Raw genomic sequence first — 19,526 nt, 5'->3', positions numbered from 1 at the left:
CTAGAAGCGGCCGTCGCCGGTGGTCGGGGTCGCGAGGTGGAAGTTGTTCATCGGCCGCCCCGGCCCGGCGGCGATCCGTGCGTTGATCAGCTCGGCGAAGCGCCGGTAGCCGGCGCCCGTCGGATGGAAGCTGCGGCTGTTGACGACCAACTCGTCCAGGTTCAGCGCCAGCCCGTTCACGTACGGGTCGGGCCGCCCCACCTCGTGCCCGGCGAACGCGTCATAGGCGTCCACGTACTCGACGCTCCCCGTCCCCCCGAACGCCACGATCTCCCGGTCGAACTCCCCGGCCACTTGCGCCACCACATCGTTCAACTGCCGCGTCATGCCGTTGAGCCACCGCTGGTCCTCGACGGTCAGGTTGTCGACCCCGTCCGGGGGCGCGGCGGGGAACGGCCGGGGATAGCCGAGCACGATGATGCGCGCGTTCGGTGCCCGGCTCCTGAGCTCCCGCAGCACCTTCGTCATGCTGGGCCGCAGCCCCGCGATCCGCTTGGCCACCTGCGACTGCTGGTCGACGCACGCCGAGGACCAGGGCAGCTTGACGATGCAGCCGGTGAGCACGCTGGTGAACCCGGCGTCGTTGCCGCCGATGCTGAGCGTCACCAGGCTGGCGGCCGTGCCCACGCGCTCGATCTGCGGCTGCTGGCCGTACTGGCCGGAGAAGAGCTGACGCGTGGTGGCGCCGCTGCAGGCCCAGAAGGCGCTGCCGCCGCCGAACCGGTGGGCGCCCGCGACGAGCGGGACGTAGGAGCCCGGCGAGCGGTGGCAGCGGTCGGCGCCGCTGTTGATCGGCCGCGCGGCGCGGTCGTAGACGCCCTCGCCGGAGGAGTAGGAGTCGCCGAGTGCCACGTACGTGCCGCTCTGCGCGGCCTGCACCGGCGACAGGCGGGTCAGGACCGGAAGCCGGCCGGGCGATGGCCGGTCGGCTGGGCAGCCCGCGCCGATGGTGGCGCAGGCCAGTGAGGTGTACAGGCCCAGGGGAGCGCCCGCGAGAGCGAGCGCGGCGCCGAGCAGAGCGGCCGCGGCGATCTGGACGATCTTCCCTTTCGTCCCGTTCAGCGCGGCCTCCCCCAAGCGGTGACGATTCCGCCAGGAAGCCTAATCGACCCATGATCGCCGCGACCTGCCTTCGCGGTGCGGATGCCCGTTCCGTACGACATCAGGACTGTCGGTGGCGGCCACTAGAGTCGGAGCGCGGACCACGATCCTGCCTGGGCGCGTGAGCGACAACCGGCTCGCGGCCACCGGAGGGCGTGAGTGACGACCGGATCGTGACCGCCTGGGCGCGTGAGCGACAATCGGATCGTGACCGCACCGCACTACCTGACCGCGACCGAGATGGCCCACCTGGTCAGGACCCGCCAGGTGAGCGCCGTCGAGCTGCTCCAGGCCCACCTCGACCGCATCGAGCAGGTCAATCCCCAGGTCAACGCCATCGTGACGCTGGTCGCCGAGCAGGCGCTGGACGCGGCCAAGGCCGCCGACGCCGGTGAGGCGACGGGGCCGCTGCACGGGGTGCCGATGGCGCACAAGGACCTCGTCGACACCAAGGGCATCCGCACCACCTACGGGTCGCCGATCTACGCCGACCATGTCCCCGACAAGGACGACGTGATCGTGGAGCGGCTCAGGTCGGCCGGGGCGATCCTCGTGGGCAAGACCAACACGCCGGAGTTCGGCACCGGCTCGCACACGGTCAACGAGGTGTTCGGGGCCACCCGCAACCCCTACGACCTGTCCAGGTCCGCCGGGGGCAGCAGCGGCGGGGCGGCGGCGGCGCTGGCGTCCGGGATGGTGCCGCTCGCCGACGGATCCGACATGGGCGGGTCGCTGCGCAACCCGGCCTCGTTCTGCAACGTGGTGGGGCTGCGGCCGACGCCGGGCCGGGTGCCCGCCCTGTCGGACCAGGCCGCCTGGTACACGCTGTCCGTCCAGGGGCCGATGGCCAGGACGGTCGAGGACCTGACCCTGATGATGTCGGTTATTTCGGGATTCGACGCTCGTTCTCCGTACTCGATCACCGAGGACTTCACCCCTGACGAGCGCGACGTCGCCGGGCTGCGCGTGGCCTGGAGCCCCGATCTGGGTGGGCTGCCGGTGGACCCCGAGACCGCGGCGGTCACCGCGACGGCTCCCGGCGTGTTCGAGGGGCTCGGCGCGCGCGTCGAGCAGGTCGAGCTGGATCTGTCGGACGCCGACGACGCCTTCCGCGTCTACCGGGCGTGGTATTACGCGCTCGCCTTCGGTGAGCTCGACGGGCTGGGCGCCAACACCGCCTGGAACGTCGAGCAGGGCCGCAAGCTCACCGGCGCCGACCTGGCCAGGGCCGAACGCCTGCGCAGCGGCCTTTACCACCGCATGGCGGCCTTCTTCGACACCTACGACGTGCTGATCGCCCCGGTCAGTCAGGTGCCGCCGTTCCCCGTCGAGCATCCCTACGTGAGCGAGATCAACGGGGTCCGGCTGCCCGACTACCTGGCGTGGATGCGCTCCGCGTACTGGATCAGCGTGCTGCACGCACCCGCCGCGTCGGTCCCCGCCGGGTTCACGCCGTCGGGGCTGCCGGTCGGCGTGCAGATCATCGGCCGGCCGTTCGCCGACGCCACGGTGCTGCGCGTGGCCCGCGCCTTCGAGCAGGCCACCGAGCACGGCCTGCGCCGCCCGCCCCTCTGACCGGCCCTTCCGACGATCAGCCTTCCGACGATCAGCCTTCCGACGATCAGCCTTCCGACGATCAGCCTTCCGATGACCAGCCTTCCGGCCCGGCCCCTCCGCACGCCCCTGAGTGGCGACGTCAACCGATCCCGTACGGCTTGCGCAGCGGCGACTCGCGATACCCGTGCATGCCCTCCAGCAGCCCGAAGAAGCCCACCGCGACCAGCGGCCAGGACACGATCACGCCCGTGGCGGTCAGCGCCAGCGACCCGGGGACGACCTTCACCCCGGGCTCGGCCGCGGCCTCCACGACCACCACGCCGAACGTGAACGTCGAACCCACCCAGAGCGTGAGGAAGGCCGCCAGCACCCCGCCGAGGCCGAGCCCCAGCAGGACGGCGAGCTGGTGCCGCCGGCCGAGGAACCAGGCGAGCGCCCCGCAGGCCAGCCCGAGCCCGCCGGTGATCACCGCGTACCATCCGTCGGCGGCGATCAGCGCCTGCGTGGACGGGTCCGCCAGCACCGGCCCCTGCGTCGTGACCTGGTACGGCGCGCGAGGGGACAGGTGGGACCACAGCAGCCCGGCCAGCACCGCCAGAGTGGCGAGGATGAGGACAGTAACCGCAAATGCGCGAACATGCCTCGCCACGCCGCTCCTCCTCACATTTGCCTATTAATCAGGTCGATCGTATCTCCCGGCTAGGCTCGCTTCGTGATTGAAGACAAGGTCTGGCTGATCGAACCCTCCGGTCCCCTCAGGGGTGACGTCGAAGTGCGCGGCTCCAAGAACGCGGTGTCCAAGCACATGGTCGCCGCCATGCTGGGCACCGGGGAGAGCATCATCCACAACGTCCCCGAGGTCGGCGAGGTCGGCATCACGGCGGCGATGCTCGACGCGCTGGGCATCAACGTGGAGATCACCCGGTCGGAGATCCGCATCGGGCAGGGCCCGGAGATCCGGCCGCGGGTGCCCGACGCCTTCACCGGACTGAACCGCATCCCGATCCTCATGCTGGGCCCGCTGCTGCACCTGGCGGGGGAGGCGTTCGTGCCGCTGGTCGGCGGCGACCCCATCGGCCGGCGGCCGGTGAACTTCCACGTCGAGGCGCTGCGTGCGATGGGCGCCGAGGTCGAGGTGGGCGACACCGGGATCTTCGCCAAGGCCAAGCGGCTGAACGGAACCCGGCTGGAGCTGCCGTATCCGAGCGTCGGGGCGACCGAGACGATCCTCATGTCCGCGGTGCTGGCCGAGGGCAAGACCGTGGTGAAGAACGCGGCGATGGAGCCCGAGGTCGTGGAGCTGGCGCTGTTCCTGCAGCGGATGGGCGCCAGGATCGAGCTCTCGCCCGACCGCAGGATCGTCATCGAGGGCGTCGAGCGGCTGCACGGCGCCTCCATCTGGCTTGCCGGCGACCGCATCGAGGCCTTCTCCTACCTCGCGGCGGGCCTGATCACCGGCGGTGAGGTGCGGGTGCACGGCTGCCCGCAGGACCGGCTGGTCACCGCGATCACCACGCTGGCCAGGATGGGCGCCCAGTTCGACATCAACGACGAATACCTGTGCGCCACCGCGCCGCCCGAGGGGCTGCGCGCGGCGGCCGTGCAGACCGACACGCATCCCGGGTTCATGACCGACTGGCAGACGCCGCTCATGGTGCTGTTCACGCAGAGCCAGGGCATGTCGGTGCTGCACGAGACCGTCTTCGAGAACCGCCTGGTGTACGTCCCGGCGCTGCAGAAGATGGGCTGCGAGATCGAGGTGTTCGACCAGTGCCTGGGCGGCCCGGCCTGCCGCTACCACGACACGAACGCCAGGCACTCGGCCGTCGTCCGGGGCGTGTCACAGCTCAAGGGCGCGGACGTGACGCTGCCCGACATCCGGGCCGGGTTCTCGGCCGTGCTGGCCGCAGCGGTGGCGGACGGGACCTCGACGCTACGCGGCGTCAACCACATCGAGCGCGGCTATCACCAGCCGTTCGAGCAGTTCGCGTCACTTGGTCTGAATATCCGCAGACAACAGTAAAGACGCGCGAGGCCGGTGTTTGCCGATGCCTTCCCAGCCGCAGATCAACTGAGTGACTGTGCTCAGATCCATCGGCGTGCTCGCCATGGCCGGGGCGATCGGCGGGATCCTGGCGGCGGCGCTGGCCGCCCCGGTCGTGACCGGGGCGGGTCTGTCCGCCAAGAACGTCGCCACGACGTTCGTCGACCTGCCGCCCGCCCCTCGTGAGGAGCCGCTGTCCCAGGTGACCCGCCTCCTCGACCGGAACGGCAAGCAGTTCGCCCAGTTCTACGAGGCCAACCGGACGACGGTCCGGCTCGACCAGGTGGCGCCCGTGATGCGCAAGGCGATCGTGGCCATCGAGGACGCCCGGTTCTACGAGCACGGCGGCCTGGACGTCAAGGGCACGATCCGGGCGCTGCTCACCAACACGCAGGCGGGCGGGATCAAGCAGGGCGGCTCGTCCCTCACCCAGCAGCTGGTCAAGAACATCCTGGTGGAGGGCGCCCGAAGCGACGCCGAGCGCGACCGGGCCCGCGCGCCCAACCTGGCCAGGAAGATCACCGAGCTGCGATACGCGCTGGCGATGGAGGAGAAGTACCGCAAGGACGAGATTCTGGAAAAATATCTGAACATCGCGTACTTCGGCGCGGGCGCACATGGCGTCGAGGCGGCGGCCAGGCGGTTCTTCTCGACCACGGCCGCCCGCCTCACCCTGACCCAGGCGGCCACGCTCGCGGGGGCCGTGCGCATGCCGTACTCGACCGATCCCTCGCTGGGTGACCGGCACCTGGACCGGCTGCGGCAGCGGCGCGACATCGTGCTGGACCGGATGGCCGGGGTGGGCGCGATCTCGCCGCAGGAGGCAACCGCGGCCAAGCGGACCGGCCTCGACCTCAAGCTCCATCCGGAGCCCGGCGGTTGCGCGCAGAGCGACTACCCGTTCTATTGCTATTACGTTCAGCGGGAGCTCCTGACCAACCCGGCCTTCGGCGACACCGCGGCCAAACGGCAGGCCAGGATGAGCACCGGCGGTCTGGTGATCCGTACGAGCCTCGACCCGGTGGCGCAGCGGGCCGCCGAGCACGCCATCCAGCGGCGAGTGCATCCCGACGACACCCAGGTGGCCGCCGAGGCCATGGTTCAGCCGGGCACCGGGCGGATCATGGCGATGGCGGCGAGCAAGCGCTTCGGCCGCAACCCGGGCAACAAGAAGAACGGCGCCAGGACCACCTTCAACCTGCCGGCCGACATGACGCACGGCGGCGGGATGGGGTTCCAGGCCGGCTCCACGTTCAAGGTGTTCACCCTGGCCACGGCGCTGGGGCAGGGCTGGCGGTTCGGGGACGGCTTTCAGACCCCCGGTGAGCTGTCGCCTGACCAGGGCTATCGCGACTGCCGGGGCCGACGCGTCAACGACCCGCGTACGACCATCTACAACGCCTCCGGCGAGGGCACCGGCGGCCCGCACAGCCTGGAGACCGGTACCTGGAAGTCGGTCAACATCTTCTACATGATGCTGGAGCGCAAGGTCGGCCTCTGCAACGTGGTCACGACCGCCAAGGCGCTGGGCATCGCCCGCGCCGATGGAACGCCGCTGCGCGAGGTGCCGACGTTCACGCTCGGGGCCAACGAGATGGACCCGGTGACGGTGGCGGCGGCGTTCGCGGCGTTCGCGGCCAGGGGGAGGTACTGCCGGCCGCTGGCGATCGTGGAGATCACCGGCCGGGTCGGCGAACGCACCCGGGTGCCGCCCGCCTGCGAGCAGGCCATCGACCGGCCGGTGGCCGACGCGGTCAACTGGGTGCTGGGCGGCGTCTTCACCGAGGGCACCATGCGCGGCCAGAGCATCGGCCGTCCCGCGGCGGGCAAGACGGGCACGAACAACGGCTACACCTCGGCGTGGTTCGCCGGCTACACCCCGGATCTGGCGGCCGCGGTCAGCGTCGGTGACATCAGGGGCGCCTACCGCTACCCCCTGCAGAACGTCCAGATCGGCGACGAGTACTACGGCTCCGTGCAGGGCGCCTCGCTACCGGGCCCGATCTGGGTCGACTCGATGGAGGAGGCCCTGCGCGACATCGCCCCGTCGGGCTTCCCCGGCCCCGACATGGCCCGCTTCGGCGGCGGCTACACCCCGGGACTGAAGGAGGCGCTGGAGGCGGAGGCGAAGGCGAAGGCCCGCGACGAGCACGGGCGGCCCGCCCGCGACAGGCGCCGGAAGTTCGACCACCGCAAACGCTTCACGTTCATGGAGCCGTGGAACCGCCGGGACGTCCGGGAACCACGGCATCGCCGCGACGCCCAGGAACGGCGTCCCGGTGCCGCCCTGGAACCTGGCCGTCCCGAGGACGTCCGGGAACCGCGGCGCCCCGCGGACGTCCGGGAGCCTCGCCGTCCCGAGGGCGTCCGCGAGCCTCGGCGCCCCGATGACGTCATGGGACCGCGGCGTCCCCGTGATCTCCTGGAGCCCCGTCATCGCCGTGAAAGGATCAGCCGGCACTTCCGATAGCGGCGGTGACGGCGCCGGTCAGCGCGATCAGGTTGGCGGGGGCGGTCTCGATCTGCAGCCCCCGCTTGCCCGCGGAGAAGTAGATCGTCCCGAACTCCAGAGCCGACGCGTCGACCACGGTCGGCAGCCTCTTGCGCTGGCCGAGCGGGCTGATGCCGCCGACCACGTAGCCCGTGACGCGCTCGACCTTCGCCGCGTCGGCCATGGCCGCCTTCTTGCCGCCGAGCGCCGCCGCCAGCGCCTTGAGGTCGAGCTTGCCCGAGACCGGCACGACAGCCACCGCGAGCGCGCCTTCCACCTCGGCCACCAGCGTCTTGAAGATCCGCTCGTGCGGCACGCCGAGCGCGTCGGCCGCCTCCTCGCCATAGGCCTGCGCGTGGGCGTCGTGCTCATACGGATGAAGGGTGAACTCGGCCTTGGCCTTCGTCAGCGCCACCGTGGCCGGAGTGCCCCCTTGGGCTTTCGCTCTGCTCACAGGATGTCAGTGTAGCGAATCTACATTGTAAAGGCGCGGCCCGGGGTGTACCCGAGAGCTCGCCGGAACGCGACGATGAAGGCGCTGGGGGTGGCCCAGCCGCAGCGGTGCGCGACCGTGGTGACCGCGAGCCCGTCGGCCAGCAGCAGCAACGCGTGGTGCAGGCGCAGCTGCGTACGCCATTGCGGGAACGTCATCCCCAGCTCGCCCCGGCAGAGCCGGGCCAGCGTGCGGTCGCTGGTGCCGGCCTGCCGCCCGAACTGCGCGAGCGTGCGGGAGTCGGCCGGGTCGTCGTGCAGGAGCGCGCAGACGGCGGCCAGCCGGGGGTCCTTGGCTGTGGGCAGGTGGAACGGCTGCTCGGGGGAGCGGCGGAGCTGGTCCAGCAGGACGGCCCGCAGCCGCTGCCGCTCGGCGCCGCCGTCGCCGGGGTCCGCTCCCACAGCGGCGCCGGTGTAGGCGATGATCAGCTCGCGCAGCAGCGGGCCGACGGCGAGCACGGCGGGCCGGTCGAGGCGCAGGGGGTTGTCGGCGATGGGCAGGCCGACGAGCCGCAGGTCGGTGTCCCCGTGCGCGCGGTGCTCGTGGACGGTTCCGGCCGGCACCCAGATGGCCCGGTTGGCCGGGGCCACCCAGGTGCCCGCGCTCGTCGTCACCGACAGGACGCCCCGGCAGGCGTAGGTGATCTGGTGGGTGTCGTGGCGGTGCGCGTCGATCCCGGTGCCGGGCGCGAGCGGCCGGATCCCGGTGGGCGCCTCCGGAAGATGGCGGATTTCCATCATGGGTTGGCATTTTATCGGAAGCGGGCCAGGTCATCCCGGGGCGACGATCGGAGGGTGAAGGCGAACAAGATCGTGATGCTGGCCGTGGGCCATGCCGGTGTGGACGTGTACCAGGGGGCGGTTCCGGCGCTGGTGCCCTTCCTGGTGGCGCAGCGCGGCTATGGCTACGTCGCCGCGTCGGGCATCGTGCTCGCCGCGACGCTGCTGTCCTCGATCGTCCAGCCGGTCTTCGGCGCGCTCACCGACCGCCGGCGGATGCCGTGGCTGATCCCGGTCAGCACGCTCACGGCCGGGCTCGGGGTGGCGCTCAGCGGTGTCACCGACGTGTACGCCCTCACCTGGCTGGCGGTGGCGCTGTCGGGTCTCGGTGTGGCGGCCTACCATCCGGAGTCGGCCCGCCTGGCCAGGATCGCCAGCGAGGGCAGTCACGTGCGGATGAGCTGGTTCTCGCTGGGCGGCACGCTCGGCTTCGCCACCGCGCCGATCGTGGTCACGCCGCTGCTGTCGCTGTGGGGGCTCGGCGCCTCGCCGTTGCTGGTCGTCCCCGCCGTGGTGGGCGCGCTGCTCACGCTCACCGTGATCCGCTCGCTCTCCCGTCACGGCGAGGCGGCTCGGGCGAGCGCCCGTTCCGCCGGGCGTGACGACTGGCCGTCGTTCGTCCGGCTCACCCTGGTGATCGTCTTCCGGTCGATCGCGTACGTGGGGTTGAGCGCGTTCGTCGCCCTGTACATGGGTGGGGGAGCGGCGGGGGCGGTGGCGTTGTTCGTGCTGTTCGCCGGGGGTGCGGTGGGGACGCTCCTCGGCGGCCGGCTCGCGGGCCGCTGGGGCCGGGTGCGCACCATGAGCCTGGCCTACGCGGCCGCTGTCCCGGCCATCGCCGGGGTGGTGCTGGCGCCGGGTCCTTCCGCGTACGTGTTCATCGCGGCCTCCTCGATCACCCTGTACGCGCCGTTCTCGCTGCATGTGACGCTGGGCCAGGACTTCCTGCCCAACCGTCTGGGCACCGCCAGCGGCGTCACGCTCGGCCTGGCGGTGAGCGCCGGTGGTCTGACCAGCCCGCTCGTCGGGGCGGTGGCGGAGGCCACCTCGCTGCGGGTCGCGCTCGCCGGCCTGATCGCCTTCCCGGCCCTGGCCTGGCTGCTGGCCCGTACGCTCAAGGACCCCGCTCCCGCGGTACGGGAGCCACTGCCCGCTCCCGGCGCATAGCGATCAAGGGCTCAGCCGGCGGCCCAGTCGCCGGTGTCCAGGCGGATCTCGTCGGGCTCACGGTCGGGGCGCAGGCCGCGCCAGGAGGGGTGGCGCAGGCGGCCGTCGCCGGTCACCTCGGCGTACTGGACCTCGCCCACCAGGCGCGGCTCGACCCAGTGGGCGTCGCGGGCGTGCTCGCGGGGCACCGGTACGGCGAACGGTGACTCGGGCCGCTCCAGCGGGGCGAGGCGCTCGTACAGGTCGTCCAGCATCGCCTGGGTGAAGCCGGTGCCCACGTGGCCGACGAACAGCAGCCTCCCGTCCCGGTCGTGCGCGCCGAGCAGCAGGGAGCCGATCGTGCCCGCGCGCCGGCCCGCGCCGGCCTTCCAGCCGCCGATGATCACTTCGACGGCCGTGACGTTCTTGACCTTGGTCCATTCGGAGCTGCGCCGGCCCGGCCGGTACGGCGACGACAGGCGCTTGCACACCACGCCCTCCAGGCCGAGCCGGCGAGAGGAGTCGAGCGCGCCCTCCGCGTGGTCGTGGAACCACACCGGCACCTGCCAGCGGAAGCCGGGCGTCAGGACCCGCTCCAGCAGCTCGCGGCGTTCGGTGTAGGGCCGGCCGATGGTGCTGTCGGAGCCGAGGTGCAGCAGGTCGAACGCCATGAGCGTCACCGGTACGGTCCTGGCCAGCTCGGCGACCTTGGCCGGGTGGCGCTGGTGCATGCGGGGTTGCAACGCGCCGAAGCTGGGTCGTCCGGCGTTGTCGAAGGCCACGATCTCCCCGTCGACGACCGCCGGCCGCCGGCCGGTGGCGCCCGCCATCAGCTGCAGTTCGGGGTAGGCCGCGGTGACGTCCTTGCCGTTGCGCGACAGCAGCCGGACGCCGCCGTCCTCCAGGTAGACGAGGGCGCGCACGCCGTCCCACTTCATCTCGACGGCCCATTCGTCCCCGCGTACCGACGGCAGGGAGCCGAGCTGAGCCAGCATCGGCGCGTAGACCGGCAGCTGCGCCATGACCCCTGGCATACCCCCGCGGCGAGATCGGCACAAGGGGCGGGGGTCCGCAGATGGTCAAGCCGGGGGACGGTCTCCGTCGCGTGGCTCTTCGACCAGTTTGGCCAGGTCGACGCCGTGCCCGCCGAGCTCTTCGACGCGGGCGCAGTAGCCGCGGAAGTAGGCCCGGCCGTTGACGTGCCGGGACACGCGCAGCAGCGGCCGGTTGCCGAGCACGATCGCCTCGACGACGATGCCGTCCGGTCCATGCCACTTTGCCATGCCCTCAGCGTACGAGATTCGTATATAGAAGGACAAATACACATAAAACCGGACAGGGGATGTTGTCCGGAAAGTCCCCGAGCGGGGCATTCGGGGCGACGCGCCCCCGTCCCGGATACTGGACAGAACCGGATTCAGGGAAGGGACTCCGTAAACTGGGTGGGTGATTTCCCGTATTGACATGCGCGGTTCCCTCCCGGCGAACCTGCGCGACGTGCTGCCCCGCGCCGAACTCGACGTCGAGGCCGCCCTGGAGAAGGTGCGGCCCATCTGCGAGGCGGTCCGCCATCGGGGGGCGGCAGCCGTACGGGAGCTGACCGCCAGGTTCGACGGTGTCGAGGTCCAGCAGGCGCGGGTCCCGCGGGAGGCGATCCAGGCGGCGCTGCGGGAGCTGCGGCCGGAGGTCGTGGCCGCGCTGGAGGAGGCGATCCGGCGCACCAGGCTGGTCCACCGAGATCAGCGCCGCGCCGATGTCACGACGCGCGTCGTGCCGGGCGGCACCGTGACCGAGCGGTGGGTGCCGGTCGACCGCGTGGGCCTCTACGTCCCCGGCGGGCGCGCCGTCTACCCGTCGAGCGTGGTCATGAACGTGGTCCCGGCCCAGGAGGCGGGCGTGGAGTCGCTCGCCGTGTCGAGCCCGCCCCAGGCGGACAACGGCGGCCTGCCGCACCCCACGATCCTGGCGGCCTGCGCGCTGCTGGGCGTGGACGAGGTCTACTCCGTGGGCGGCGCCCAGGCGGTGGCGATGTTCGCCTACGGCACCGAGGAGTGCCCGGCCGTCAGCATGGTGACCGGGCCCGGCAACATCTGGGTGGCCGCCGCCAAGCGCCTGCTCAAGGGCCGCATCGGCATCGACTCCGAGGCGGGGCCGACGGAGATCGCGATCCTGGCCGACGAGACGGCCGACCCGGTGCACGTGGCGTCCGACCTGATCAGCCAGGCCGAGCACGACGTGATCGCGGCGGCCGTGCTGGTCACCGACAGCCTCCGGCTGGCCGAGGCCGTGGAGAAGGAGCTACCGGGACAGGTCAATGCCACCCGGCACTCCCAGCGCATCATCGAGGCGCTCGGCGGCCGGCAGTCCGGCATCGTGCTGGTCGACAGCGTCGACGACGGCCTCAAGGTCGTCGACGCTTACGCCGCCGAGCACCTGGAGATCCAGACCGCCGACGCCGCGGCCGTCGCGGCGCGGGTCCGCAACGCGGGCGCGATCTTCGTGGGCCCCTACGCTCCGGTGTCCCTGGGCGACTACCTGGCCGGCTCCAACCACGTGCTGCCCACGGGCGGCTGCGCCTGCCACTCCAGCGGTCTGTCGGTTCAGTCGTTCCTGCGCGGCATCCACGTCGTCGACTACACGCGCGAGGCGCTGGCCGAGGCGGCCGGGCACGTGACGGTGCTCGCCGACGCCGAGGACCTCCCGGCGCACGGCGCCGCCATCCGCGCCCGCTTCGACTGGCAGGTCCCATCGCGAAACGAGGCCCAGTGAATCCCCGCGCCGATCTTGACGTGACGCTCGACGACCTGCCGATCCGCGACGACCTGCGGGGCCGTACGCCTTACGGCGCTCCGCAGATCGAGGTGCCCGTCAGGCTCAACACCAACGAGAACCCCTACCCGCCCTCCCCGGCCCTGGTCGCCGACCTGGCGGAGGAGGTGCGCGCGAGCGCGGCCGAGCTCAACCGCTACCCCGACAGGGACGCCGAGGCGCTCCGCACCGACCTGGCCGCCTACCTGGGTCACGGGCTGACCAAGGACCAGGTCTGGGCGGCCAACGGCTCCAACGAGATCCTCCAGCAGATCCTTCAGGCGTTCGGCTCCTACGGGCGCACGGCGCTGGGCTTCGAGCCGTCCTACTCGATGCACCCGATCATCACCACCGGCACCAGTACGGAGTGGATCTCGGGGGCCCGCGAGCCCGACTTCTCGCTCGATCCGGACAAGGCGGTCGCCGCGGTCGAGGAGCACCGGCCCGACATCGTGTTCCTGACCTCGCCCAACAACCCGACCGGCACCGCGCTGCCGATGGAGACGATCAGCCGGGTGCTCGACGCGGCCAAGGGCATGGTCGTGGTCGATGAGGCCTACGCGGAGTTCGCCCGGCAGGGCACGCCTTCGGCGCTCACCCTGCTGCCCGCGCACCCGAGGCTGATCGTCACGCGGACCATGTCCAAGGCGTTCGCCATGGCGGGCACCCGTCTGGGCTATCTGGCCGCGCACCCGGCCGTGATCGACGCGCTGCTGCTGGTGCGGCTGCCCTACCACCTGTCGACGCTCACGCAGACGGCGGCCCGCGTGGCGCTGCGCCACCGGGCCGAGCTGCTCGCCACGGTGGACGCGCTCAGGCAGGAGCGCGATGACATCGTGGCCTGGCTGCGCGATAAGGGGTTGACCGTCGCCGATTCCGACGCCAACTTCGTGCTGTTCGGGCGCTTCGCCGATCGGCGGAAGGTGTGGGAGGGCCTGCTGGCGAGCGGTGTGCTCATCCGCGAGGTGGGACCGCCAGAATGGCTGCGGGTGTCGATCGGCACCGATGAGGAGATGGCGGCGTTCCGCGCCGCTCTGGAGGGAGTCCTGCTGTGAGCGAGCCAACCAACGGACACGGCGCTTCTGCGGCTCACAGCCCCGACGAAGGTGGGCCGGTGGGCCGGGTGGGTCGCGTCGAGCGCGCGACGAAGGAGACCTCGGTCCTGGTCGAGGTGGGTCTCGACGGCACGGGCCGGGTCGACGTCTCGACCGGGGTCGGCTTCTTCGACCACATGCTGGCGCAGCTCGGCAAGCACGGGCTGTTCGACCTGACCGTCAAGACCGAGGGCGACCTGCACATCGACTCGCACCACACGATCGAGGACACGGCGCTCGCGCTGGGCGCCGCGTTCCGCGAGGCCCTGGGCGACAAGTCGGGCATCAGGCGGTTCGGTAATGCGTCGTGCCCGCTGGACGAGTCGCTCGCCCAGGTGACCGTCGACCTGTCGGGCCGGCCCTACCTGGTGCACGCCGAGCCCGAGGGCATGGCGCCGATGATCGGGCCCGACTACGACACGACGATGACGCGCCACGTCCTGGAGTCGTTCGTCGCCCAGGCGGCGATCTGCCTGCACGTACGCGTGCCCTACGGCCGCAACGCGCATCACATCGTCGAGGCCCAGTTCAAGGCGCTGGCCAGGGCGCTGCGCGAGGCGTCGGAGTTCGACCCGCGCGCCACGGGCGTGCCGAGCACCAAGGGCGTCCTGTGACCGGCAACACGATCGCCATCGTCATGGTGTTCATCGGGCTGTTCCTCATCGGCGGCGTGTTCTCGCTGGGCAGGCAGGGGCTCAAGCTCGGCGCCGCCGTGTGCGCGATCGGCGCCGCGATGGCGATCACCGCGGGGGTGATGTGGTGGTGAAGAACATCGTCGTGCTCGACTACGGGTCGGGCAACCTGCGTTCGGCGGAGCGGGCCCTGGCCCGGGTGGGCGCGAACGTGACCGTCACCTCCGACTTCACCGCCGCGCTCGAGTGCGACGGCCTGGTCGTGCCGGGCGTGGGCGCGTTCGAGGCGTGCATGGCCGGACTCAAGAGCGTGTACGGCGAGCGGATCATCGGCCGGCGTCTGGCCGGTGGCCGCCCGGTGCTCGGCATCTGCGTCGGCATGCAGATCCTGTTCGCCAGGGGAGTGGAGCATGGGGTCGAGACCGAGGGCTGCGGCGAATGGCCGGGCACGGTCGAGCGGCTCGACGCGCCCGTCCTGCCGCACATGGGCTGGAACACCGTCAAGGCGCCCGCGGGCAGCACGCTGTTCGACGGGATCGACGAGGCGACGCGCTTCTACTTCGTGCATTCCTACGGCGTGCGCGAGTGGGAGCTGCACCCGGGTGACGGCTTCGCCGAACCGCTGGTCACCTGGGCGGAGCACGGCGTGCCGTTCGTGGCGGCCGTGGAGAACGGCCCGCTGATGGCCACCCAGTTCCACCCGGAGAAGTCCGGCGACGCCGGAGCCGCGCTGCTGTCCAACTGGCTCGGCACTCTTGAGTAAGGAGCGGGCGCGCCGCCGGGCCGAGCGTGAGGCGGAGCGGGCGCGCGCGATCCTGCTCAACGAGGCACGGCAGGCGCGGGCAGCGCGCCGCCGCGCCTTACTCGGCCGGCTGGTCCCGCGCCCGGTCCGGATCGCCCGGCAGGGCGGTCTGCTCGCCCGCCGCCGCCGCGGCCAGAACGCCGTGGTGGGGCTGCTGTTCGTGCTGGTTCAGGTGGTGGCGTGGCTTGTGTGGGGCGCGCCGTTCCTGAGCCTGGCCGTGTTCGTGTTTTCCCTGCTGCTGGCACCTGTTGTCATGACTCTCGCTTTCGACCGGAGGACCTGATGTCGCTCGTATTGCTCCCTGCCGTGGACGTCGCGGACGGCCAGGCCGTCCGCCTCGTCCAGGGCGAGGCCGGGACTGAGACCGGCTACGGCGAGCCGCTCGCCGCGGCGCTGGCCTGGCAGGAGGCGGGCGCGGAGTGGATCCACCTGGTCGACCTTGACGCCGCCTTCGGCCGGGGCTCCAACCGGGAGCTGCTCACCGACCTGATCGGCCGGCTGGATGTGAACGTGGAGCTGTCGGGTGGAATCCGTGACGACGCCTCGCTGGCCGCGGCGCTGGCCACCGGCTGCCGCCGGGTGAACATCGGCACGGCCGCGCTGGAGAACCCCGAATGGTGCCGCCGGGTCATCGCCGAGCACGGTGACAAGATCGCCGTCGGGCTGGACGTACGCGGCACGACGCTCGCCGCCCGCGGCTGGACCGAGGAGGCCGGGGACCTGTGGGAGGTGCTCGAACGCCTGGAGGCCGACGGCTGCCCCCGCTACGTGGTCACCGACGTCACCAAGGACGGCACCCTGCGCGGGCCCAACCTGGAGCTCCTTCAGGCGGTCTGCAAGCGCACCGACAAGCCGGTGGTGGCCAGCGGCGGCGTCTCCTCTCTTGACGACCTGGTGGCGCTGGCTTCGCTGGTGCCGGACGGCGTGGAGGGTGCCATCGTGGGCAAGGCCCTTTACGCTCAAGCTTTCACGCTGGAGAGCGCGCTGATCGCGGTTCGCGCTTAGTTCCTCGGGAGGGGCCGTGATGGGCAGCATGAGCATGGAAAGCACCGGACCAAGGGTGTTCTCCGGAGGCATCTGGGAAGAGAGATACGGCTACGCGAGGGCTGTGGTCGTCGGTGACCGGGTGATCGTGTCCGGGTGCACCGCCACCGTCGACGGCGAGGTACGTCACCATGGTGACGCCTACCTGCAGAGCAGGACGGCCATGGACATCGCCCTGGAAGCGGTCGCGATGGGCGGCCTGAGCAGGGAGGATGTCGTCATGGTCCGCTACTACGTGGTCGAGCACGGCCACTTCGACCAGGTCGGGCGGGCGATCGGCGAGGTGTTCGGGCGGGTGCGCCCCGCCTGCACCGGCGTCCGCGTCGCCGGGCTGGTGGATCCCCACATGCTGGTCGAGATCGAGATCGAGGCGCTGCGAGCATGACGGTAGCCGTACGGGTGATCCCGTGCCTGGACGTGGACGCGGGGCGCGTGGTCAAGGGCGTCAACTTCGCCAACCTGCGCGATGCGGGCGACCCGGTCGAGCTGGCCAGGCGCTACGACGCCGAAGGGGCCGACGAGCTGACCTTCCTCGACATCACCGCCTCGTCGGGCGAGCGCGACACCATGCTCGACGTGGTGCGCAGAACCGCCGAGCAGGTGTTCATCCCGCTCACCGTGGGCGGCGGCATCCGCTCGGTCGACGACGTCAACCGGCTGCTGCGCGCGGGAGCCGACAAGGTGTCGTTCAACACCGCCGCCATCGCCCGGCCCGAGTTGCTCACCGAGGCGTCGCGGCGCTTCGGCGCGCAGTGCGTGGTGCTGTCGGTCGACGCGCGGCGGGCGCCGGGCACCGCGAGCGGCTTCGAGGTGACCACGCACGGCGGGCGCCGCGGCACCGGCATCGACGCGGTCGAGTGGGCCGCGCGCGGTGAGGAGCTCGGCGTCGGCGAGATCCTGCTCAACTCGATGGACGGCGACGGCACGCTCGACGGTTACGACCTCGAACTGCTGCACGCGGTCAGGGGCGCGGTCCGGGTGCCGGTGATCGCCAGCGGCGGCGCCGGGCGGCTGGCGGACTTCCCTCCGGCGGTCGCGGCCGGCGCCGACGCGGTGCTGGCGGCGAGCGTGTTCCACTTCGGGACGCTGAAGATCTCCGAGGTCAAGGACACGCTGCGGATGGCCGGTCACCCGGTCCGCTAGAAGACCCGCATGTGGTGGAACAGCTCATAGGAGGCGTCCTTGGCCGCGAACGCGGCGGCCTCGGACCGCTTCACGGCCAGGTACGCGCTACGCCGTAGCGGTCCGAGCGCCTCCATGAGCACCTCGTCCGCCTCCAGGGCGTCGAGCGCCTCCTCCAGTGAGGCGGGCAGACGCGGGTAGCGGCCGGGGCGGGTGTCGGGGTCGACGTCGACCGCCTCGCCGGGGTCCAGCTTGCGCCGGATCCCGTCGAGCCCGGCGTGGATGACCGCGCCGAGCGACAGGTACGGGTTGGCCGAGGAGTCGGACGGCTTGAGCTCCAGGTTCGGCTCGCCGCTCTCGCCGAGCGGCGAGCAGATCCGGATCGCCGCCTCCCGGTTGTCGGGGCCGTAGACGGCGTAGGCGCTGGCCCAGGTGCGCGGCGCCAGCCGCCGGAAGCCGTTGACGCTGCCGCAGGTCAGCGCGGTCAAAGCGGGCAGGTGGGCGATCAGGCCGCCGATGAAGCCGGCCCGCAGCTCGCTGTCGTCGGCGAACATGTTCTGGGTGTCGTTCCAGAGGGACAGGTGCAGGTGGGCCCCGTTGCCCGCCTGGTCGGCCAGCGGCTTGGGGGCCAGTGACGCCCACATCGACATGCGCATCGCCACCCCGCGCACGGTCTCGCGGTAGAGGACGTGGTTGTCGGCGGCCCGTAGCGCGGGCGCGTGGCGTACGGACAGCTCCTGCTGGCCCGGCCCGAGCTCGGGGTGGTAGTGCTCGACGTGCAGGCCCTGCGTCTCCAGGGCGCGGATCAGTTTGATCGTGTAGTCGTGGGCGGTGTCGAAGCCGGTGGCGGCATAACACAGCGTGTCGTCGAGAGGCACCAGCCGGTCGAAGCCGCCTGCGGGGTCGGGCAGGCGCCGGCCGAGCGTGAACTCCGGCTCGAAGGCGGCCAGCAGTGTGTAACCCTCGTCCGCCAGCGCGCCGACCGCGTCCTTGAGGAAGGTGCGTGCGCAGGCCGCCCAGGGTGAGCCGTCCGGCTCGCGGAGATCTGAGAGCATCGCCGCGGCGCCGGGAGCGTGGGGGAGCGGGACGAAGGTGGAGGGATCGGGGACGATGCGCACCTCGCCCACCGGACCCAGGTGCTCGACCTCCTGCAACTGGTCGAGCATGTTCATCGCCATCATCGCCACCGTGTGCCCGATCCCGGTGTTGAGCCGCTCGGCGAGTCGTGACCGGGATGCCGCCTTCCCACGGATGACGCCTCCGTGGTCGGCGTACAGGAAGCGAATCAGCTCGATCCCCTCGATCTCGGCGCGTTCGAGGACGTGCCGGGCGTGGGGATCAGGCTGATCAAGGTTGGTGACGCTTGGGCGATCTCTCATTCTGCCTGCGTAACACGATCTGGCATCGTGGGGAAGCGTCTAGCGCAGACAGAACCACACCTCAGGTCAGCACATTGGTAAAGAAGACAGCCAACTGGTTGGCGCCATGAACGATCCCGTCGAACACGCCGTTAACCGCGGATGCGGCCTGGGCCGGCCGGGTGAACAGGTAGAAAATCACGAACGCCACTAGAACGTACGTGACCACCTTCTTGACCTGCATGGGGGCCTCCTGCAGTCCATTCCCAGCCGTATATACCCGGATCTGGGCGATCCTTGGCATCTTCTGTGAAGACGTTCCTTGATCCTAACCGGGGGGCTTGTTTCTCACGCCATGGTAAGGCCAAGAGGTATCGGCGAACCCCCTGCCGAACCCCGGAAGTTGGTGCGCCATCACATGCCCAGGTTGGCGTCCTTGAGCCGGGCGACGGCGTCGGCATCGCCCACCAGTTCGACCCTGGCGTGCTCCTGACGCCCGAAGCAGAACAGCACCAGCTCGCCCGCCCGGCCCGTCACCTCCACCTTCGGGCCCTGCTGCGCGCCGCCCAGCGTCACGCCGCCGCCCAGGCGGTGCAGCACCACGCCCACGGGTGATCGGCGCAGCATGAGCCGTCCGCCGCCGGCCACCCGCTTCCACAGGACCTGCTCCAGGTCGGCGGGCAGCTCGCGCGGCTCCCACTCCGGCTGCGCGCGGCGCACGTCCTCGTGGTGGACGAAGAACTCCAGGGTGTTGACGGCGTCGTCGAGGAAGGGGAGCACGCCGTACACGCCGCCCGGTTTGCGGACCAGGTCGACCAGTTCGGGGTAGGAGTGCTTGGCCTTCAGCCCCTCCTGCACCGAGGCCGTGTAGCCGGCCAGCGACTTGAGTGCGATGCCGCCCATGGCGTCGGGCCGGCGCTCGCGCAGGACCAGATGGGCGGCCAGGTCAGAGGTGTTCCAGCCCGTGCAGAGCGTCGGCGCGTCCGGGCCGAGCAGGTCGAGCAGGTCGCACAGCGCGGCGCGTTCGCTACGAGCGTGAGTCACGCGGCCAACCC

Annotated in this window: 22 protein-coding genes; 13 read left to right on the top strand and 9 right to left on the bottom strand. The window is 71.3% G+C overall.

Annotated elements, in window-relative coordinates; translation table 11 throughout:
• Positions 1–1,077, bottom strand: coding sequence for an SGNH/GDSL hydrolase family protein (locus AB0H88_RS00905; RefSeq protein WP_357639538.1), 1,077 nt, complete (start codon positions 1,075–1,077; stop codon positions 1–3).
• 231 nt (positions 1,078–1,308) lie between these two features.
• Here AB0H88_RS00905 and AB0H88_RS00900 point away from each other — a divergent pair, with 231 nt between their 5' ends.
• On the top strand, positions 1,309–2,676 hold the full coding sequence (locus AB0H88_RS00900) for an amidase (protein WP_357639535.1): 1,368 nt from the start codon (positions 1,309–1,311) through the stop codon (positions 2,674–2,676).
• Positions 2,677–2,797: 121 nt separating this feature from the next.
• Here AB0H88_RS00900 and AB0H88_RS00895 read toward each other — a convergent pair whose 3' ends face one another.
• Complete coding sequence (locus AB0H88_RS00895; protein WP_357639533.1) at positions 2,798–3,307, bottom strand: hypothetical protein; 510 nt, start codon at positions 3,305–3,307, stop codon at positions 2,798–2,800.
• A gap of 63 nt (positions 3,308–3,370) precedes the next feature.
• Here AB0H88_RS00895 and murA point away from each other — a divergent pair, with 63 nt between their 5' ends.
• Positions 3,371–4,681 carry a UDP-N-acetylglucosamine 1-carboxyvinyltransferase gene (gene murA, locus AB0H88_RS00890; protein ID WP_357639530.1) on the top strand — a complete coding sequence of 437 codons (1,311 nt, stop codon included), beginning with the start codon at positions 3,371–3,373 and terminating at the stop codon, positions 4,679–4,681.
• 58 nt (positions 4,682–4,739) lie between these two features.
• A complete protein-coding gene (locus tag AB0H88_RS00885) occupies positions 4,740–7,172 on the top strand; it encodes a transglycosylase domain-containing protein (protein WP_357639527.1) in 2,433 nt (810 codons plus the stop codon).
• Here the strand turns inward: AB0H88_RS00885 and ybaK are convergent.
• Positions 7,153–7,647 carry a Cys-tRNA(Pro) deacylase gene (ybaK, locus tag AB0H88_RS00880; RefSeq protein WP_357639524.1) on the bottom strand — a complete coding sequence of 165 codons (495 nt, stop codon included), beginning with the start codon at positions 7,645–7,647 and terminating at the stop codon, positions 7,153–7,155. The two genes, AB0H88_RS00885 and ybaK, sit on opposite strands and share 20 nt — an antisense overlap.
• A gap of 20 nt (positions 7,648–7,667) precedes the next feature.
• On the bottom strand, positions 7,668–8,426 hold the full coding sequence (locus AB0H88_RS00875; RefSeq protein WP_357639522.1) for a helix-turn-helix transcriptional regulator: 759 nt from the start codon (positions 8,424–8,426) through the stop codon (positions 7,668–7,670).
• A gap of 54 nt (positions 8,427–8,480) precedes the next feature.
• Here AB0H88_RS00875 and AB0H88_RS00870 point away from each other — a divergent pair, with 54 nt between their 5' ends.
• Positions 8,481–9,632, top strand: a complete 1,152-nt coding sequence (locus AB0H88_RS00870; RefSeq protein ID WP_357639519.1) for an MFS transporter — start codon at positions 8,481–8,483, stop codon at positions 9,630–9,632.
• Between the two features lie 11 nt (positions 9,633–9,643).
• On the opposite strand, the gene ligD is transcribed toward AB0H88_RS00870, so the two are convergent.
• Positions 9,644–10,633 carry a non-homologous end-joining DNA ligase gene (gene ligD, locus AB0H88_RS00865; RefSeq protein WP_357639518.1) on the bottom strand — a complete coding sequence of 330 codons (990 nt, stop codon included), beginning with the start codon at positions 10,631–10,633 and terminating at the stop codon, positions 9,644–9,646.
• A gap of 57 nt (positions 10,634–10,690) precedes the next feature.
• Entirely contained in the window at positions 10,691–10,894 is a 204-nt protein-coding gene (locus AB0H88_RS00860; RefSeq protein ID WP_357639515.1) for a hypothetical protein, read from the bottom strand.
• A 163-nt stretch (positions 10,895–11,057) separates the two neighbouring features.
• Between AB0H88_RS00860 and hisD the strand changes: the two genes are divergently transcribed.
• From hisD to hisF, 9 genes are read left to right on the top strand one after another with little or no spacing between them, the layout of a single operon-like run.
• Positions 11,058–12,380, top strand: coding sequence for a histidinol dehydrogenase (gene hisD / locus AB0H88_RS00855; RefSeq protein WP_357639512.1), 1,323 nt, complete (start codon positions 11,058–11,060; stop codon positions 12,378–12,380).
• The gene (locus tag AB0H88_RS00850; protein WP_357639509.1) at positions 12,377–13,474 is read left to right on the top strand and encodes a histidinol-phosphate transaminase; all 1,098 of its coding nucleotides are present in this window, start codon (positions 12,377–12,379) and stop codon (positions 13,472–13,474) included. The genes hisD and AB0H88_RS00850 overlap by 4 nt, the downstream gene beginning before the upstream one ends.
• 59 nt (positions 13,475–13,533) lie before the next feature.
• Positions 13,534–14,127 (top strand): imidazoleglycerol-phosphate dehydratase HisB, encoded by a 594-nt coding sequence (gene hisB / locus AB0H88_RS00845; protein ID WP_225291752.1) that lies wholly within the window; start codon positions 13,534–13,536, stop codon positions 14,125–14,127.
• Positions 14,124–14,279, top strand: a complete 156-nt coding sequence (locus tag AB0H88_RS00840; protein ID WP_357639506.1) for a hypothetical protein — start codon at positions 14,124–14,126, stop codon at positions 14,277–14,279. The genes hisB and AB0H88_RS00840 overlap by 4 nt, the downstream gene beginning before the upstream one ends.
• Positions 14,273–14,908 carry an imidazole glycerol phosphate synthase subunit HisH gene (gene hisH / locus AB0H88_RS00835; RefSeq protein WP_357639503.1) on the top strand — a complete coding sequence of 212 codons (636 nt, stop codon included), beginning with the start codon at positions 14,273–14,275 and terminating at the stop codon, positions 14,906–14,908. The genes AB0H88_RS00840 and hisH overlap by 7 nt, the downstream gene beginning before the upstream one ends.
• A complete protein-coding gene (locus tag AB0H88_RS00830) occupies positions 14,901–15,230 on the top strand; it encodes a hypothetical protein (protein WP_357639500.1) in 330 nt (109 codons plus the stop codon). The genes hisH and AB0H88_RS00830 overlap by 8 nt, the downstream gene beginning before the upstream one ends.
• Positions 15,230–15,952 carry a bifunctional 1-(5-phosphoribosyl)-5-((5-phosphoribosylamino)methylideneamino)imidazole-4-carboxamide isomerase/phosphoribosylanthranilate isomerase PriA gene (gene priA, locus AB0H88_RS00825; protein ID WP_357639497.1) on the top strand — a complete coding sequence of 241 codons (723 nt, stop codon included), beginning with the start codon at positions 15,230–15,232 and terminating at the stop codon, positions 15,950–15,952. Before AB0H88_RS00830 ends, priA begins: the two co-directional genes overlap by 1 nt.
• Before the next feature lie 28 nt (positions 15,953–15,980).
• On the top strand, positions 15,981–16,376 hold the full coding sequence (locus tag AB0H88_RS00820) for a Rid family hydrolase (protein ID WP_357639495.1): 396 nt from the start codon (positions 15,981–15,983) through the stop codon (positions 16,374–16,376).
• Complete coding sequence (hisF, locus tag AB0H88_RS00815; RefSeq protein WP_357639492.1) at positions 16,373–17,134, top strand: imidazole glycerol phosphate synthase subunit HisF; 762 nt, start codon at positions 16,373–16,375, stop codon at positions 17,132–17,134. The genes AB0H88_RS00820 and hisF overlap by 4 nt, the downstream gene beginning before the upstream one ends.
• Here hisF and AB0H88_RS00810 read toward each other — a convergent pair.
• The 3 genes from AB0H88_RS00810 to AB0H88_RS00800 all read right to left on the bottom strand — a co-directional run bounded on the left by AB0H88_RS00810 (position 17,131) and on the right by AB0H88_RS00800 (position 19,515).
• Positions 17,131–18,492, bottom strand: a complete 1,362-nt coding sequence (locus AB0H88_RS00810; RefSeq protein WP_357639490.1) for a glutamine synthetase family protein — start codon at positions 18,490–18,492, stop codon at positions 17,131–17,133. The two genes, hisF and AB0H88_RS00810, sit on opposite strands and share 4 nt — an antisense overlap.
• A 61-nt stretch (positions 18,493–18,553) precedes the next feature.
• Positions 18,554–18,715 carry a hypothetical protein gene (locus AB0H88_RS00805; RefSeq protein ID WP_214637633.1) on the bottom strand — a complete coding sequence of 54 codons (162 nt, stop codon included), beginning with the start codon at positions 18,713–18,715 and terminating at the stop codon, positions 18,554–18,556.
• 170 nt (positions 18,716–18,885) lie between these two features.
• The gene (locus AB0H88_RS00800; protein ID WP_357639488.1) at positions 18,886–19,515 is read right to left on the bottom strand and encodes a TIGR03085 family metal-binding protein; all 630 of its coding nucleotides are present in this window, start codon (positions 19,513–19,515) and stop codon (positions 18,886–18,888) included.
• Positions 19,516–19,526 lie beyond the last annotated feature (11 nt).

The sequence above is a fragment of the Nonomuraea sp. NPDC050680 genome (genome assembly GCF_040654555.1).
Lineage (GTDB): Bacteria > Actinomycetota > Actinomycetes > Streptosporangiales > Streptosporangiaceae > Nonomuraea.
Note: the sequence above shows the minus strand (reverse complement) of the source record. Positions and strands in the feature narration are given on the sequence as shown.